Genomic DNA, 16,497 nt, shown 5'->3' with positions numbered 1-16,497 from the left:
CGGTGTGGAAGACCAGCCCCCGGGGCCCCTGCCTATCGCGTCGCGCGTTTGCGGGCCTTGGGCTGGCATCCTGGGCACCAATAGAGTTTGCGTGCGGCAACTTCCATCAGCGCAATCCCCGAATCGCAAATGCGGCATTGCTGGTGCTGACGCTGATAGGTGTAGTAGGCGTTTTCCGGCCACAGTGGACCAGCGGCGTTGCGATCTTCGATGCGTGTGGTGATGATTTTTCCATCACGCACCCCATCGTTCATGATGGAAACGATGTCATCCCAGAGCGCCGCGGCACGCGGTTTGGATAACTCGTTGCAGGGCATGAACGGGTCAATTTGGCAGCGGAAAAGCGTTTCTGCGCGATAAATATTTCCGACTCCAGCGAGCAAAGACTGGTCCATGAGTGCCGTGCCAATGGGTGTTTTTTTCTTGGCCAACCGGGCGATGAATTCCTTCTTGGCACCAAGTGCGTCCGCTGCAACATCTTCTGCGGTGCCACGGCCCTTAGCAAGATTGAATTCACCGGCGGCCCCCACCAGTGGATCTGGGCCAAGTTTGGCGCGCGCTATGAGCGCTTGTTCCTCGGTGATGACCTCGCAGGCGCTCGGGCCACGCAAGTCGGCCCAACCGTGCGCCGAGACCAGCCGGGCACGAACCTGGCCGACGGGTTCGGGCGGCCCATCGTAGGAGCCTTGATCCGCGTCCGGCCCCTGTTCAACCTCGCCGACACGGCGCGGGGCACCAATCGAGGAAGCACCGGAGAAGTGTTCGTCTCCCCCGAAACTCCAGGCCCCATAGAGGCCTAAGTGAATGCGCAGGATCAAATCATTCTCGAAACCCAAGAACAGTTGTTTGCCGTGGGCGTGCGACGAGAGAAGCTTCTGACCATCAATGAGCTTGGCGGCATCGGAGAAGCGTCCCTGGGGTGATGAAATGGCAAGGACTTGCCCGCCAAAGACGTCGTCAAATTGGCGGGCAAGTCGATGTACCGAGTGTCCTTCGGGCATGGTGCTAAAGCCTAAAGTTAGGCCACTACCTCGCCGGTGGTCTCGTAGGTGGCAATTTTGCCGATGCGGCGAATGTGGCGCTCAACGTTGGAGAACGGCTCTGCCAAGAACGCTTCGATGATCTCGGTGGCTTCTTCCAGCGAGTGCTGGCGGCCGCCAACTGCTACAACGTTTGCATTGTTATGTTCGCGGGCCAGGCGTGCGGTATCAAGGTTCCAGGCAAGCGCGGCACGGATGCCTGCCACCTTGTTGGCAGCGATCTGTTCGCCGTTGCCCGAGCCACCGAGCACGATGCCCAGTGAATCCAGCCCCTGTGCCTGATCTGCTACCACCGCAAGGGCTGCATTGATGCAGAACGATGGGTAGTCGTCCTCGGCGTCGTAGGCTGTAGGCCCGTGGTCGATCATCTCAAAGCCCTTGGCGGTGAGGTGCTCGATGAGGTGGGCGCTGAGCTCGAGGCCCGCGTGGTCGGTGGCAATGTGAACGCGCATGTGAAATATCCTTTGGCGCTTGAAAAGGGGAAGAATCTTCCCCAGCTTATCCGCTGGTTTAGTCCCGGGCTAAGTTGATGACCCGGCTAAACCCAGCTTGAGCGTGCGAGTGGCTTGTGCGCAGGAGGTGCTTAGGAGCCGGCAGCGGTGTTCTGGGCCGCGAGTCGATTCAGAATTGCCGCCATGCCTTGAGCGTCATCCATGGTGGCCACCGAGTAAATACGATCCGCGCCCTGTGTTTGGGTGACCAAGACACCGGGGCCGGTGCCGGTAATGAAGGCAATGCCGGCGCCGGAGATCCGTAGCCCCCAGCCGCCGTATTCCATGGGACGGATTTCGCGAGCCTCTGCCTTTTTGATTTTGTTGGGTCGCACATGCAGGAGCTTGAAGATCCCGCCTCCGTAGACCCGAATTCCCTCATCATCTGTTACGACCTTGCCGGACATTAGCAGCACGCTGACGGCAATTAGTAGCAAGAGCCCTGGCGCTGCCATGAACCAGATGGTTGGGTCTGACATGTCGGTGGAAACCATGAGATAGATGGCACCGATGACGGTTACCAATAGAATCAGGGAGAGCCACAACGGGCTGTTGATTGACGACGAAATGCGGGTGCCGGGAAGCGGTACGTAGGTAGAAGGAGTGCTGGTGTTTCGTGTCGATTCTTCCGCCACCGGAAGTTCTTCATTTGTGGTGCTGGTGAAGGCCTTTCGTACGAGGAAAGCACTGAGCAATCCCCACAGCACGCCTGAGATGATCCCGATGATCAGCACCTGATTATTCATGCTGGTCCCCAGAGCCTGCGGCGCATCGAGCTGTCCTATGATTCCGGAAAGGAACAATCCGGTGGTTGCGACAAGTAGTCCATTGCCAATCCCGGCTAGCCAGGGCTGACCCGAGCCGGCCGATTTTTTCGGAGTGCTCAGTGAACTCAGCGGGACGATCAACCCCAGGAAGATCAATGTGCCCATGCTCAACAAGAGGAACCCGGTGAAGCTCCCTGTGCCATCGGCAATCCCGGAACCATTCCAGTGGGTGGCCAGTGGATCGGGTAGCCGATCCTTGAGCGACGCCATGGAAAAAACCTGTACCAGCAGGGCCACACCTAGCGTGCCAAGGCTCAACGGCCAGAATATCCGGTTAGTTTGCTTCTGATTAGTTCTTGGCATGGGCTGCCGAACGCTCCTTGGGCTTTGGAATTTTGCTTCTTATCCCTAAGCCTAGCCAAGACGGGACCCAAAGATGATTTGACTAGATAAAATGTGGTCCGACCCCGGCCAGACGCAGCAATCCAGAGGCCATTGACCTGGCGGTTAACACGCTCGTCGCGGGGTTGTGTGGATCTGGGATGTTCTGAATATCAAAATCATAGGATCCACCGCTGCCGCGCACCGCGATGGTGTGCCTAGTCAGTTCGGCGCTCGGGTCCGCGACGATTCTCACGCGCACCAGATCAAAGTTTCCTGCCGCCAACCCCAGGGCCGCTGCGACATTAATATTTGAGGGAAATAGCGTGACGGCATCGGCAACGGTTCCCTCAAACACGATGCGCGAGTCCCCCAGCTCCACCACCTCGGTGATTGAATCTCGCGTTGCTTCATCGAGCCCGGGGTGTAGGAGTCCGTAGGGGTGTTTGCTGGTACGCAGGGTAATGGCCTTGATGGTATCCCCCGCAGCACGAATCAGATCCAGCCCACCGATGGCCCCGGTGGATAGGTAGGCGCGCCCCGGCCCGGCATCCATAATGTTGGATCGCACTTGCTCATCGACCAAGGCGCCAAGCGAGGCTACCAGCAGGTCGGTTCCGGAGGTAATGATGCGTGGCCCCAGTTCGGTGACCGCTGCGGGGGAAGCGCATTCGGCAATAATGTCGGCGCCTTCGAGCGCTTGGTTCAGACCTAGTACCGACAGACCAGTTGAGGTTTGGCGTGTTTGCGCCAAAACATGGTCGTCACTAGCTGAATTCCGGCCCACCACGCCCAGGACGTTGATCCTCCCCGGATGAGCCTCAAGCATTTGATGCAGGGACTTTCCAATTGCGCCGTATCCAAGCAGCACCACATTTAATGACATGTTTCCTATCCAATCAGTGTTTTGCACTTGCGGCATCTTGTGGTGCGGGTGAGAGAATGGACACAATGTTCAAGGTTTGTTTCATACTCATGCAGGCATAGCAACATCTCACAGTTTTCTGCCCCACATCGAAAGGTCCCTTAGCGATCATGCCAGGACTAAATCTCACGCGCTCAGAAGCACAGGCTCGTGCCGAAATACTTGCTGTCGATTCCTACACGGTTGAGCTGAATCTGACCGGTTCGGACACGGTCTTTGGATCCAAGACCACCGTACGCTTCAATGCCACCGCCGGCTCCAGCACCTTCATCGATGCGGTGACCTCGGCCGTGCACTCGGTAAACCTCAACGGTGTGGAGCTTGACCCGGCCGAGGTATCAGATGGTGTGCGCATCGAACTGCCAAACCTGGCGGCCGAGAACATCCTGGTCATCGACGCCGATGCCCTCTACATGAACACCGGCGAGGGCCTGCACCGTTTTGTGGACCCGGTAGATCAAGAGGTCTACCTCTACTCACAATTTGAGGTGCCAGATTCCCGACGCATGTTCGCCGTCTTCGAGCAGCCCGATCTAAAGGCTGCCTTCACCTTTTCGGTGACCGCCCCGGCGCACTGGGACATCATCTCCAATTCCCCCACCCCCGAGCCGGTTGCCGCACATGAGGGTGCCAAGACTTGGAGCTTTGCCCCCACCGCACGGATGTCCTCGTACATCACCGCGCTGATCGCCGGCCCATACAAGAGTGTTCGCTCGGAACTAACCAGCAGCGACGGACGGATCATCCCGCTAGGCGTCTTTGCCCGCGCCTCGCTGATGGAACACCTCGATGCCGAAAATATCTTCACCCTCACCCGCCAGGGCTTCGAGTTCTTTGAAGCTCAATTTGGCACCCCGTACCCGTTTGAAAAGTACGACCAGCTCTTTGTTCCCGAATTCAACGCCGGGGCCATGGAAAACGCGGGAGCGGTCACCTTCCTAGAGTCCTATGTCTTCCGCTCGCGGCCCACCGAGGCCATGGTGGAGCGTCGTGCCATCACCATCCTGCACGAACTTGCTCACATGTGGTTCGGTGATCTTGTCACCATGCGTTGGTGGAATGATCTGTGGCTCAACGAGTCCTTCGCCGAGTTCATGTCAACGCTTGCCGCGGCACAGAACACCGAATTCACCTCCTCCTGGACCACATTCAATATCCTTGAGAAGACCTGGGCCTACCGCCAGGACCAGCTGCCCTCCACCCACCCCATCGTCGCGGAAATCAATGACCTTGAAGACGTTCAGGTGAACTTCGATGGCATCACCTACGCCAAGGGTGCCTCGGTGCTGCGTCAACTGGTGGCTTGGGTGGGTCAAAAAGAATTCATGGCCGGGGTGCGCAGCTACTTTGAGAAGCACGCCTGGGGTAACACCGAGCTGCCCGATCTGATGCGTGAACTTGAAACGGCCTCAGGTCGAGATTTGAGCGAATGGACAAGGCTCTGGTTGGAAACCGCCGGAGTCAATACGCTTCGCGCGCAGATCAGCACCGACGATGCCGGGCTCATCACAAGTTTTGAGATCACCCAGTCCGCGATCGATGCCTACCCAACCATCCGCCCGCACCGCCTTGCAGTGGGCTTCTACGATCTCGATGCCACCGGTGCCTTGGTTCGGGTGCATCGTGAAGAACTCGATATTGCTGGCGCTTCTACCTCGGTTCCCGCGCTACTGGGTCTCAAGCGCCCCGCTCTGGTGTTGGTCAATGACGATGACCTTGCCTACGCAAAAATTCGCCTCGATGAGGTTTCCTTGGCCACCGCCACCGAGCATCTCAAAGACTTCGATGGGTCGCTGCCGCGCACCCTGGTCTGGGGTGCTGCTTGGGACGCGGTGCGTGATGCCGAAACTCCGGCGCGCGCCTACGTCGATCTGGTGCTCAACAATATTGGTCATGAAAAAGATTCTTCGGTGATCATGGTGCTGCTGCGCCAGTTGAACACCACGCTAGATTTCTATGTTGATCCTGCAGCTGCCAGCGCCGCTGGAACTTCAGCAGCCAATAGCCTGTGGACCCTGGCCCAAGACGCTATGGCGGGAAGTGATGCACAGCTGCAATTTGTTAAGGCGTTTGCCGCGCGTGCCCACACGACCGAGCAGCTGGAGATTGTTTCAACGCTCTTGGATGGTTCGTTGGTCCTTGCTGGTCTGCAGGTTGATGCGGATCTGCGGTGGGATCTGCTCTCTTCGCTGGCCGCGGGAGGCAGCGCAAGCGTTGCGGATATTGACGACGAATTGGCACACGACAATACAGCCAATGGTTCGCTGGCCGCACACAGCGCCAAGGCAGCAATGCCCACCATCGAGGCCAAGGCCGCGGCGTGGGCGGCAATTCAGGCCGGAGAGCTTTCAAACCTTGAACAGCGCGCGGCAATCGCGGGCTTCAACCGGGTTCACGATGCTGCACTGATCGCCGACTACGTGCCAGCCTACTTTGAGGCTGCGCTTGCCGCGTGGGAAACCAAGAGCTATGAAATTGCCCAGCAAATCATCGTGGGTCTCTACCCTGCGGCACAGATCAGCCAGGAGACTTTGGATACCACCGATACGTTCCTTGCTGGTGTGGGCGAAGAGTCCCGGGCGTTGCGTCGGTTGATTGTCGAGGCACGCGATGGTGTTGTCCGTTCCCTCGCGGCCCAGGCCGCGGATCGCTAAATCTGCATAGTTCACTGACCCATGTAGGGGCGTGTGTATCGGTGTTTCACCGACGCACGCCCCTACGGCTTTCACGATCTTGAGGAATATACAACATGGGAGTCACAGCTTTGTGACTCCCAAAACTTGCCGAGCCGTGGTGGATGCGGCATCGAGCCAGAATTTGAAAGACAATGGTTAGCATGAACTTGGCATTGCATAACTACAGCATTTCCATCAACTGGACCGGTAACCGTGGTGAGGGCACCACAAGCTACCGTGGCTACGGCCGCGACCATGTCATCTCCGCCCAGGGTTTACCCGATCTGCCGGGCACCGCCGACCCAACTTTCCATGGAGATCGCGATCGGTGGAACCCAGAGCAGTTATTGCTTGCTGCGCTCAGCCAGTGCCATATGCTTTCATACCTACATATTGCCGTGAAGCATTCGGTTGTGGTGACCGGTTACACCGATCAGGCCAGCGGAACCCTGCGTTTGAATCGTGATGGCAGTGGAGAATTCTTGGAAGCTACATTGCATCCGCGGGTGAAACTTGCCGATGAATCGCAACGTGCGCTAGCCGATTCGCTTCATGGAGAGGCTAACTCTGTGTGCTTTATTGCTCGTAGTGTGAATTTCCCGGTCCATCATGCCCCCGTTGCACCATAGTTGTGTGGAGTTTTGCTGCCACAAGACCGGAGCGTAGTTCAAGACCATGACTAGCATCGTTGAGGCACTTACAGAAGCTCTCTTGCCGTATGTTGAGCCGGGCCGCGCCGAAGTCCAACAGGCCTACATGAAAACCACGCAGCCGTTCTTGGGGGTCCGCGCCCCACAGGTTCGCAAGGTGACCAAGGAATTGGCCACCGAACTTGAGCTCAATAGCGCACAGGCTCGTCTGGATGCTGCCACCGAGTTGTTCTCCGCTGCCACACACCGCGAGCATTGGTATGCGGCCGGAGAATTGTGCGCCCATCGGCTGGTCAAAGGACGCCTGGAATTTTTGCCACTCTATGAGCGGATGATTCTTGAGGGAGCGTGGTGGGACATTGTTGATGGATGCGCACGTCGTTTTGGTGAACTATTACTGGCCCACCCGGAAATCATGGAACCGCTATTGCGTGCGTGGGCTACCGACGAGTTCATGTGGAAACGTCGTATGTCAATGATTGCGCAGCTACATGCTGGGGCTAAAACTAATACAGAGCTTCTGAACTATGCACTGGAAGCCAACCTTGGTGACCAAGAGTTCTTTATTCGCAAGGCCCTTGGATGGTCGTTGCGCCAGTATGGCAAGACCGACCCACTCTGGGTGCTTGAATGGGTAAACAGATATAGGGAAAATATGAGCAATCTGTCCTACCGTGAAGCAATCAAACGGCTGCTCTAGGAAACCGTCACGGCACATAATCGGGAGATCATCATTTCCCCCAGTGTTCTTACAACCCGAGATATTTGGATTGAGTTTCTGGGCTTGACACCAATTCATCCGAGGTCATGTCGACAGCAATCTGTCCGTTGACCATCACCAAAATCCGGTCACAGAGCTCCGTAGCGAATCTTAGGTTTTGCTCCACCAAGAGCACTGCCTGCCCCTCGGAGACGAGCGTGCGAAAAACGTTGGCCAAATGATCAACAATCGCTGGCGCCAGCCCCTCAGAAGGTTCGTCCATGACAATCAGCCGTGGATTAGTCAATAACGCGCGTCCGATGGCCAGCATCTGTTGTTCGCCACCGGATAGGGCCCCACCACCATTCTTCTTACGTTCCGCCAGACGTGGGAATAGGTCATATATATCCTGTTTTTTCCAGCGCGCATCTCGTTTGGTTTTGATCATGGTGAAGTGCTCATCTACCGTCAGCGATGGGAAGATTCTCCGACCTTGCGGTACGTACCCAATCCCGGCACGGCACACCTGGTGCGGTTCCTTATTGGCAATGTTTCCTCCCTCAAATTCAATGGTTCCAGATTGCGCTGGAACCATTCCGGCGATCGCGTTCACTAGCGTCGTCTTACCCATGCCGTTGCGCCCGACAAGTCCCAAGGGTTCAATACCCATGGCGAGATTTACATCCTGTAATACGTGTACGCGCCCGTATGAAACGTTGAGGTCTTTGACCTCAAATAGTGGGTTAGGCGACATCGTCAAGGGATCCTCCCAAATAGATTTCACGTACGCGTGCCGAAGATCTTACTTCTTGTGGTGAGCCTTCTAAGATTTTTTCCCCGTCGTGCATGACGACCACCCTGTTGGCGGTGGCCAGGGCAATATCCATGTCATGTTCGATCAGCAACAACGTGATTTCTTGTGGGAGCTCGCGAAGTATTTTGACCAAGTGGGCGCGCTCGGCCGGGGAGAATCCCGCAGCTGGCTCATCGAGCATCAAGAGTTTTGGTTGTAGAGCTAGGGCCATGGCGAGCTCAAGTTGTCGTTGCTCACCGTGGGAAAGATTTGCCACCATGGTTGAGCCTTGATCACCCAGCGCAACCCGTTCAAGTAATCGTTCGACTCGACTCCAGCGGTTCTCAACCAAGATGTTTTTGGAACTGGGAAGAGCCAGCCGCAGTGACGCACCGTTGAATTCAACGCCGCCTAGGGCAATAAAGACATTTTCGGCGGCGGTGAGTTGTTCGAAAAGGCTCGATGTTTGGAAGGTGCGGGCAAGTCCTTTCTTCGCTCGTTTGGCAGTGGAGAGAGTTGTAACGTCTTCTCCAAAGAGTTCGATGCGTCCGGTTGTTGCCGGAAATACTCCTGCCAAAAGATTGAAGAATGTGGACTTGCCCGCGCCGTTGGTGCCGATCATGCTGATTCGCTCACCGTCCTGAATCTGTAGATCCATACTTTTCATGGCATGGAGCCCCCCGAAACTTTTGGATAGTCCCGTGACATTCAGAGCTAATGACGATTGACGCATGATCGTTAGTCCTTTCTCGTGCTTAGTTTGGGCAGCCGTCGAAGCGGTCGTACACCGTGGTGCCTTGGGTGACGTTGGAAGATTTGCTCAGGTTCTTCTGGGTGAGCTCACCGCTGCTGTCGTCTACGACCTCGATCAGGAAATTATCGACAATTGCTTGGCGATTCTTATCCATGGAAATCGGTCCGGTGGGGGTATCCCATTTCAGGTTGCTCAGTGAAGCGCGCAGGTCCGCATGCTTCTCACCGAGTTCGCCCTTGGTTTCTTCGATACCCAACAACAGGGATTCAAAGGCGTTGTAGTAGAGAATGCCGAAGATCGATGGGCTTGGGAACGCTTTGGGTTGCTTGGCGTAGGCCTCGGAGAACGTCTTCCATACTGGATTGTCGTAATCTGCGCCAGGGACTGGTCCTCCGGTGATGGTTCCAACTGCGGCGTCGGAAATATTCGCGTCTCCGGAAAGCGCCGTGGTATCAACGGTGATGGAACCGCCGATCAGCGGCTTTTCGACCCCGGCGGTGACTGCCTGTGACAAGAAGCTAGCGGCATCGGCACCACCCAGTCCGACGTAAACCGCATCGGTATCTGCCGGGATCTTGGAGATGATGGTTGCGTAATCCGTGGTTCCCACAGGTACCCACGAGTTACCAGTTACTTCTCCACCGGCCGCACAGAATTCACTGAAGAAACCACCCGCGTTGTCATAGGGGAAGGAGTAATCTTCGGCAATTGAATAAACTTTTTTGTAGCCCTTTTCCTTGAAGGCATGGTCTCCTAGGCCACCCATCCACATCGCCGAATCGCCCATAAAGCGGAAGAAATTTTCGGCGTTCTGCAAGGTCATGCCCACCGGGCTGGCCGCACCATTGACGAAGGTGACGTCGGGTTCGGTGAGTGCATATTGGACAACGGTTTCGCCTTCATCGCCGGAGGCCGGGCCAAAGACGATATCTACTCCTTCATTTTCGACGAGTTTCTTGGCCTTGGTCTGGGCCGAAGCGCTGGTGCCGTCGGTGCCTTCGTAGATTAGTTCCACTTTCTTACCAGCTATGGTGCCACCCTCAACTGTGCCACCGCGAGCTTCCATCGCGACTCCGATGGCTGCCTTGGCTTCATCCATGCCGAAGGCTAGGTTGCCTTCGGAGGTTGAAAGTACGCCGATCTTGATGGTGTCGCTTGAGGCAGCTCCTGCGGAGCTACTGCCGGGGGCTGCTTCCCCACTACCAGCAGGCGCACAACCCGTTGCAACAAGTGCCAGGCTGAAACCCATGGCAAGTGCGGCAATTCGATTCTTTCCCTTATTCAGCTTCATCGCTGACTTCCTTTCGAGAGTTCATCTTGTGTTTCCTGGGCATCCTCCGCAGTCGCTGCCGGTGATGTTTGTGGAGGATCCGCTTCCGCGGCGTCCTGAATCGTCGGACCTTTGAGTCTGGCGAATAATGCGCTGAGCTGTTTTCCGATTCCGGCTAGTCCTGCCGGGGCGAATAGCAGCACGGCGATGAATACCAATCCCGTGAGTGTCATATAGCGCTCGGTGAGATTTTGGGAGAAGTTATCGAGCAGGGTCAGCACCAGTGCTCCGAAGAAGACTCCGGAGAGCGACCCGATACCGCCGACTACCGCCACGATCAAGATGTCCAGAGTCGCCGGGAGCGCGACCACATCCGGATCGACTTGGGCCCGGTCGAAGACCATAATGATGCCGCCTACCGATGCGATGAATGAGCTAAAGGTCATCGCGGCTATACGGTAACGGTTTACGTTGTAGCCCAGTGCGCTCATACGCTCGGGAGAATCTTTGATTCCCTGCAGAGCCAACCCGAAGGACGTAGCTGCGATATAACGGCAGAGAACATAGCAGCCAATTGCGACAATCAGCGCCACATAATAGAAAATATGTAATTCGGTGAAGTGCATGAATCCTACGTCTTCGCGCTTGATCGGCGCTAGTCCGCGGCGGGCGTTTGTCACCTCGATGGATTGCGACGCGAAGGAGTAAACCACTTGACCGATGGCCAAGGTGATCATTAGGAAGTAGATTGCCTTGGTACGAACGGCAACTAACGCAATGAGGAATCCGGCGAGGGTTCCAACCAACAGGCCGATAGGGATCGCCATCATGATGGGCCCATCCATCTTGACGATTACGAATCCGGCCCCATAAGCGGAGATGCCCGCGATGGTCATCTGGGCTAGCGATAGCAGGCCAACGTATCGATTCAGGAACACCAGTGACATGGCAACGACGCCAAGCCAGATGCTCTTGATACCAATATTTGGGATCCAGAATTTTGGTCGATCCACGAGGTAGGGGAAGGCGAAGGCGAAGATGAGGAATGCCAGCCAGAGCACAGCGCCCAGGCGTGGCTTGCGCCGCATACTCGTGGTTTGGTCGGTACTCATACGGTTGCCTTCCCCATGAGGCCCTGCGGGCGAACCGCCAGCACGATCACCATGAGGGCGAAGGTGAAGACCAATGCGTAGGTTGGAAAATAGACAAGCGAAAATTGGGAGACGAGACCAACGAGCCCTGCACCTATTGCTGCACCAGCGATTGATCCCATGCCACCGGCGATCACCACCACGAGCGAGAAGAGCAGGTAGGTACCGTCTTGTCCCGGCATGAGTGGGAAGAGTGAGCCGCCGGCAACACCGGCAAAGCCGGCCAACGCCGAGCCGAACGCGAAGATCGCGGCGAAGACGACCTTGATGTTGATACCGGTGGCCGCGGTCATTTGGCTGTCATCGACGCCGGCTCTGACAACAGCGCCGTAGCGCGTTTTGTTCACGAAGAACCACAGCCCAAAACCGACGCCAATGGCGATGAGAAGTAGCAGGATTCTGATCAGTGGGTAGGTGCCAAGCAATGGTAGCTCCACGCCGATCTGTAGCGCCTTGGGGATTGCTACCTGGGTTGCGGTGCCACCGAACGCGGCGAGCATGAGGTCGGTACCGATCAGCGAGAGACCGAGGGTAATGAGAGCAACGCGCATGTCATCATCTTGGAATTTGCGGATCAGCAGCTGGTGAATAAGTAGCCCGAGCAACCCTACGCCCACCGATGCAGCCAGTGCGCCAAGGATCCAGTTCCCGGTTTCGCGGACCACCACGTATCCGATGTATCCGCCCAGCAGGTAGCTGGTTCCATGAGCCATCGTGATGACTCGCATCAGACCAAAGATCAAAGTTAGTCCGGATGCCACAAGAAAATAGACGGCGCCCAGTGTTAAACCGTTGAACGTGATCAAGAGGAACTGAGTCATTTCACCTGCCTTACATCGCTTCGAATATTGAAATTCATGCTTGGACACATGTTTGTATCCTTATGTGTATACAAGTATTGACACCATATGGTCACCAAACATGGGTGTCAATGGATTTCACCGCACCATCGAAGGGGATGATGTGGTGCAGAGTGAAACTAGGTGAGCAAGCGCACCCTGAGAATATTTAGCCGAGCAGCGCTTCTGCCGCGTCGATCATGTCCAGCATCCGACCACGCATGTGCCCGATATGGACCTTGACCGCCGGTTCAATGGCTGCGTAGTCCTTTTCGATCATGGCCCTGGCCAGCACCTGATGCTCGTTTGAGCATTCCTCCAGACGATGCTGGGCACTTGCCGCACGTAACCAAAAACGCTGGATGCGCCGGCGAGTTTCCTTCACGGTATCCGCCACCAGAACGTTGCCAGCAATCTCATTGATCAGCCGGTGGAATGCCGCGTCGGCCTCCGCCCAAGATGCCCGATCCTCAGAAATGGCTGCCTGAGTCATGGTGTCGACCGAAGCCGTCAACAGCGCCGCGCTTTGTTCGGTGAGCTTCTCACCGGCCTTGCGGCAGATGTAGGTATCGAGAACCTCAAGCAAGTCGCAGGAATCGTTGACCTCGGAGCGCGTGAGCTGGGAGACGGTGAAGCGCGCATTATCGCCGCGCTTCACCAGCCCCTCCTTCTCTAAACGCTGCAGGGCTTCTCGAACCGGTGTTCGAGAGATTCCGATTTGTGCAGCAATTCGGTTCTCGGAAAGCGGCGCACCGGAGCGGAGCCGAAAGCCGGTAATTTCAGCAAGTAGGAATGTGTACGCGTCATCAACGCGTGTTCCAGTCTCAGCCATGGCTAACTTCCTTCTCTCGAGCTTGTTTACTAATGTTACCGACTGCGATGGCTCACCGTTGGCGCCCCCCTTACGCCTTTTACATCACGCGGTCGATGAACTCACGAGTATGCACAGTCACCGGCACCTTTTCCAGTTCCATGACGCCGCGCGCCACGTGCTCGCTGAGCCGACGGAATGCCTCATGGCCCTTTTCCGCGGTGGCCCGCATCGGGTTGCCAATAATACCGTTGTCCACGAACTCATGATGATCCATGGGGAAGCTGAAGTACTGGTAACCCTCAAATTCGGTGTCCGGCATGCCGTCGTCCTTGCTAAAGGCACCGGGCAGGAACTCCGGGGTGTGAGCCCGGGTGTCAACGGCCCGTTCCATACGCACCAGATCTGGATTCCAGGCCAGATCCTGTGATGTTTCAAGTTCCGAGGAGTGCCAGCCGGGGGTTTCCTCCGGAGGATTCTCCATCAATCCGGCTAAAATTCCTTCGTAGCGTTCCATATAGGGCTTGACGAAGGAGATGAGCGCACCGGTTTCGTAGCGTAGCTTGCGCAATACCGGGTCTACTACCTTGATATTTGACCCATGACCATTGATGAAGATGATCCGGTTGAAGCCGTGGTGGATCAGTGAGCGTGCGATGTCATTCATGAGTGCCAGTAGGGTACTGGAACGCACCGTGATGGTACCGCGGCCCTCACCGGGGCCATACATGTGCTGAGGTGAGTATCCGGTCCAGATCGGCGGTGTGTGCAGCACCCCAATCGACTCGGAGATTCGTTCGGAAATTTCCACCGCGGTAATCGTATCTGTGTAGAGCGGTAGGTGCGGTCCGTGTTGTTCGGTGCTAGCGATGGGTACCAGCACCGTGTCCTTGGTCTTGAGGTACTCCCGAATATCCACATAGGACAAGTGCGCGAGGTTCCAGGAAACGAACTTTTCCCGGAACTCCTCATCACCCTCGGTGAGGCGGTTGATCACGCGCTCGGGACGGTCGGCTGCTGGTTTGCTGGTCATGTGCATATCTCCTGGGCTTGTGCGGTGGTCATTACTTGCAGGAATAGTTCGGCAACGTATCTGCCAAGTTCCGGATCGTTGATGTGTAGATCGATGGTTTCCAAGGGAATATCCGGGCGTAGCACGCGGCGCACCGCGGTGAGGAATGCCGCATCGGCTTCCGGATCCCAGAAGGGCCCATCGGGTGTTGAAGGAATTGAGAGCCCCCTGGTGGGGATGAGCACACGAATGGGGCCGGTTGATTCGTTGAGTCGCCGTGCAAAGATCTCGCCTAGTTGGTGCATTTCCTCCAGTGGGGTGCGCACCAGTGTGTACTCTGGATTGTGGTCATATACCGGCCGATTCCCTAGGAGTCGCGGGACGTTTCCTGCGGCAAAGACGGAAAAGTCCATGCAACCGGGTAGCACTATTTGTGGGATTCCATGCAGTCCCACGGTGCGTAGCCGGTGGGGGCCACCATCATGGATGCCACCGGTGAGTGGGTCGGCGATTTCATTGGTGGTGTAGTCGATGACCCCGACAAATTGACCGCTGGCGGCCAGTTCTTCCATGGCCGGACCACCGACTCCATTGGAATGGAAGACGACGGTTTCGTACCCCGCTTCCGACAGCCGGTCTTTCATGGCGCCCACCGCGGTGGTGGTGTTCCCCAGCATGGTGGTGGCGACGTAGCGGGCACCAGGTGCGGGGCGATCTAATGGATGCCCTTTGGCCAGTAATCCGTACATTGCCGCGGCAACGTTGTCGAAAATTGTCTTTGAAATCTCGTTGAGTCCCAGAATGTCGACCACGGAGTGCACTACCATCACATCTTTGGTTCCAACATAGGGTCCGAACTCGTGATGACCCGAGGCGGTTGGTGCGACAACGATCTTGGGGACCCCGAGCGGCAGCTGCTGAATGGCCGCCGCGCCCATGATGGAGCCAACTCCCCCGACGCTGATGCCACCGGATATCCGGCCCTCCGCGAAGAGATCCACAACCAGCTCGCTGACTAGGCGGCGCATGATCGCGACGGCTTTGCCTCGACTGCCAGCATTTTGAAGCTCGTGAAGCGTGATTCCGGACCGTTGACACAGCTGTTCATGGCTGAAGTCTGGAACGATACCGACCGGCTCCCCCAAAACCCCGGAGTCGACTACAAGGGTATCGATCCCTAGCCGCTGCAGCGCATCACGCAGATAGGCGATCTCGACACCCTTGGTATCGAGCGTTGCCACGATGACAACCGTCTTACTCATACACCTTGTCTCTTTCCCCTTGTTGCCGACCCCGAATGCTCCGGGGAGTGCCTTAGTTGCCGATCAGTGGAAGAAGTGTCTCCGCGTTTACCTTCACCAGCCAGTCGTAGTACTCCTCGGTGAGCACCGAGGAACCATGGTCGATGATGAACTTGAGCTGTTCCGGGTCGATATCCAGACCCTCGAAATTAGTTTCTAGTGCGTTGGGGTACTTATTTGCTGGAGTCCTGTCCACCGGAGCGACGAACTCGGCGGTCAGTGCGCCTTCATAACCGATCTCCTGCAGGGTTGAGACAACCTCGCTCCAGTTGTAGGTTCCATATCCGGCCGGCATCCGGTTGTTGTCGGCCACGTGGAAGTCGACAAGTTTGTCGCCCACCAGGCGGATGGCGTCCATCGGGTTTTCTTCCTCGATATTGATGTGGAAGGCGTCAAGTACCACGCCAAGGTTGGGTCCGACCTCCGCGCAGAGCGCTAATGCCTGCTCGGCGCGGGTGATCAGGTAGGACTCGAAGCGGTTTAGTGGTTCGATACCCACCCGCACGCCTTTGGCTTCGGCGACTTCGTAAATTTCGCTGACTCCCTCAACGAGCCATTTCCACTCATTTTCCGGAGTCGAATCCGGGGTAATCTTGCCAACAGTGCCTGGAACAAGCGTGAGAATTTTACCGTCAAGTTCGGCGACCATGTTGATGCAGTCCTTGACGTACTGCACGGATGAAGCACGCATTGCTTCGTTGTCTGATTGCATGTTGCGTTTGTCAACCATCAAGGTGACCGCGCCCCAGCAGTCTAGGCCGTAGTGGCCGAGCAGGCTCTTGACATGTTTGGTGTCATATTGTTCCGGTTCTCCGCTGATCTCGATGCTCTTATAGCCGTACTTGGCTAGGCGAGCAATCGTGGTTTCGATCGGCTCGGATCGCATCCAATTGTGCATCGACAGGTGCATTGCTTTCTCCTTTGAATTTCCTGCATC

At 56.5% G+C, this 16,497-nt stretch carries 16 protein-coding genes; 3 read left to right on the top strand and 13 right to left on the bottom strand.

The window, feature by feature from the left end:
* Window positions 1-32 precede the first annotated feature (32 nt).
* The 4 genes from CQ018_RS07950 to CQ018_RS07935 form a co-directional block, all read right to left on the bottom strand.
* Window positions 33-1,001, bottom strand: a complete 969-nt coding sequence (locus tag CQ018_RS07950; protein ID WP_105549467.1) for an Fpg/Nei family DNA glycosylase — start codon at window positions 999-1,001, stop codon at window positions 33-35.
* Between the two features lie 17 nt (window positions 1,002-1,018).
* The gene (locus tag CQ018_RS07945) at window positions 1,019-1,492 is read right to left on the bottom strand and encodes a ribose-5-phosphate isomerase (protein WP_105549466.1); all 474 of its coding nucleotides are present in this window, start codon (window positions 1,490-1,492) and stop codon (window positions 1,019-1,021) included.
* Between the two features lie 131 nt (window positions 1,493-1,623).
* Window positions 1,624-2,661 carry a DUF1648 domain-containing protein gene (locus CQ018_RS07940; RefSeq protein WP_105549465.1) on the bottom strand — a complete coding sequence of 346 codons (1,038 nt, stop codon included), beginning with the start codon at window positions 2,659-2,661 and terminating at the stop codon, window positions 1,624-1,626.
* A gap of 82 nt (window positions 2,662-2,743) precedes the next feature.
* Window positions 2,744-3,565 carry an aspartate dehydrogenase domain-containing protein gene (locus CQ018_RS07935; protein ID WP_181149789.1) on the bottom strand — a complete coding sequence of 274 codons (822 nt, stop codon included), beginning with the start codon at window positions 3,563-3,565 and terminating at the stop codon, window positions 2,744-2,746.
* A 149-nt stretch (window positions 3,566-3,714) separates the two neighbouring features.
* Between CQ018_RS07935 and pepN the strand changes: the two genes are divergently transcribed.
* The 3 genes from pepN (at window position 3,715) to CQ018_RS07920 (ending at window position 7,629) form a co-directional block, all read left to right on the top strand.
* A complete protein-coding gene (gene pepN, locus CQ018_RS07930; protein ID WP_105549463.1) occupies window positions 3,715-6,258 on the top strand; it encodes an aminopeptidase N in 2,544 nt (847 codons plus the stop codon).
* 182 nt (window positions 6,259-6,440) lie between these two features.
* Window positions 6,441-6,908, top strand: a complete 468-nt coding sequence (locus CQ018_RS07925) for an OsmC family protein (RefSeq protein WP_105549813.1) — start codon at window positions 6,441-6,443, stop codon at window positions 6,906-6,908.
* Between the two features lie 46 nt (window positions 6,909-6,954).
* Complete coding sequence (locus tag CQ018_RS07920; RefSeq protein ID WP_105549462.1) at window positions 6,955-7,629, top strand: DNA alkylation repair protein; 675 nt, start codon at window positions 6,955-6,957, stop codon at window positions 7,627-7,629.
* A 49-nt stretch (window positions 7,630-7,678) separates the two neighbouring features.
* Here CQ018_RS07920 and CQ018_RS07915 read toward each other — a convergent pair whose 3' ends face one another.
* The 9 genes from CQ018_RS07915 to CQ018_RS07875 all read right to left on the bottom strand — a co-directional run bounded on the left by CQ018_RS07915 (window position 7,679) and on the right by CQ018_RS07875 (window position 16,470).
* The gene (locus tag CQ018_RS07915; protein WP_105549461.1) at window positions 7,679-8,383 is read right to left on the bottom strand and encodes an ABC transporter ATP-binding protein; all 705 of its coding nucleotides are present in this window, start codon (window positions 8,381-8,383) and stop codon (window positions 7,679-7,681) included.
* Window positions 8,373-9,155, bottom strand: coding sequence for an ABC transporter ATP-binding protein (locus CQ018_RS07910; protein ID WP_105549460.1), 783 nt, complete (start codon window positions 9,153-9,155; stop codon window positions 8,373-8,375). The genes CQ018_RS07915 and CQ018_RS07910 overlap by 11 nt, the downstream gene beginning before the upstream one ends.
* A 22-nt stretch (window positions 9,156-9,177) precedes the next feature.
* A complete protein-coding gene (locus tag CQ018_RS07905) occupies window positions 9,178-10,467 on the bottom strand; it encodes an ABC transporter substrate-binding protein (protein WP_105549459.1) in 1,290 nt (429 codons plus the stop codon).
* Entirely contained in the window at window positions 10,464-11,558 is a 1,095-nt protein-coding gene (locus CQ018_RS07900; RefSeq protein ID WP_105549458.1) for a branched-chain amino acid ABC transporter permease, read from the bottom strand. Before CQ018_RS07900 ends, CQ018_RS07905 begins: the two co-directional genes overlap by 4 nt.
* Window positions 11,555-12,418 (bottom strand): branched-chain amino acid ABC transporter permease, encoded by an 864-nt coding sequence (locus CQ018_RS07895; RefSeq protein WP_105549812.1) that lies wholly within the window; start codon window positions 12,416-12,418, stop codon window positions 11,555-11,557. Before CQ018_RS07895 ends, CQ018_RS07900 begins: the two co-directional genes overlap by 4 nt.
* A gap of 187 nt (window positions 12,419-12,605) precedes the next feature.
* Complete coding sequence (locus CQ018_RS07890) at window positions 12,606-13,268, bottom strand: GntR family transcriptional regulator (protein ID WP_105549457.1); 663 nt, start codon at window positions 13,266-13,268, stop codon at window positions 12,606-12,608.
* 79 nt (window positions 13,269-13,347) lie between these two features.
* Entirely contained in the window at window positions 13,348-14,280 is a 933-nt protein-coding gene (locus tag CQ018_RS07885; RefSeq protein WP_105549456.1) for a creatininase family protein, read from the bottom strand.
* Window positions 14,277-15,521, bottom strand: coding sequence for a Tm-1-like ATP-binding domain-containing protein (locus CQ018_RS07880; RefSeq protein WP_105549455.1), 1,245 nt, complete (start codon window positions 15,519-15,521; stop codon window positions 14,277-14,279). The genes CQ018_RS07885 and CQ018_RS07880 overlap by 4 nt, the downstream gene beginning before the upstream one ends.
* A 52-nt stretch (window positions 15,522-15,573) precedes the next feature.
* Entirely contained in the window at window positions 15,574-16,470 is an 897-nt protein-coding gene (locus CQ018_RS07875) for a sugar phosphate isomerase/epimerase (protein ID WP_105549454.1), read from the bottom strand.
* Window positions 16,471-16,497: the final 27 nt, after the last annotated feature.

The sequence above is a fragment of the Arthrobacter sp. MYb227 genome, assembly GCF_002975435.1.
In the GTDB taxonomy this organism is placed as follows: domain Bacteria; phylum Actinomycetota; class Actinomycetes; order Actinomycetales; family Micrococcaceae; genus Paeniglutamicibacter.
Note: the sequence above shows the minus strand (reverse complement) of the source record. Positions and strands in the feature narration are given on the sequence as shown.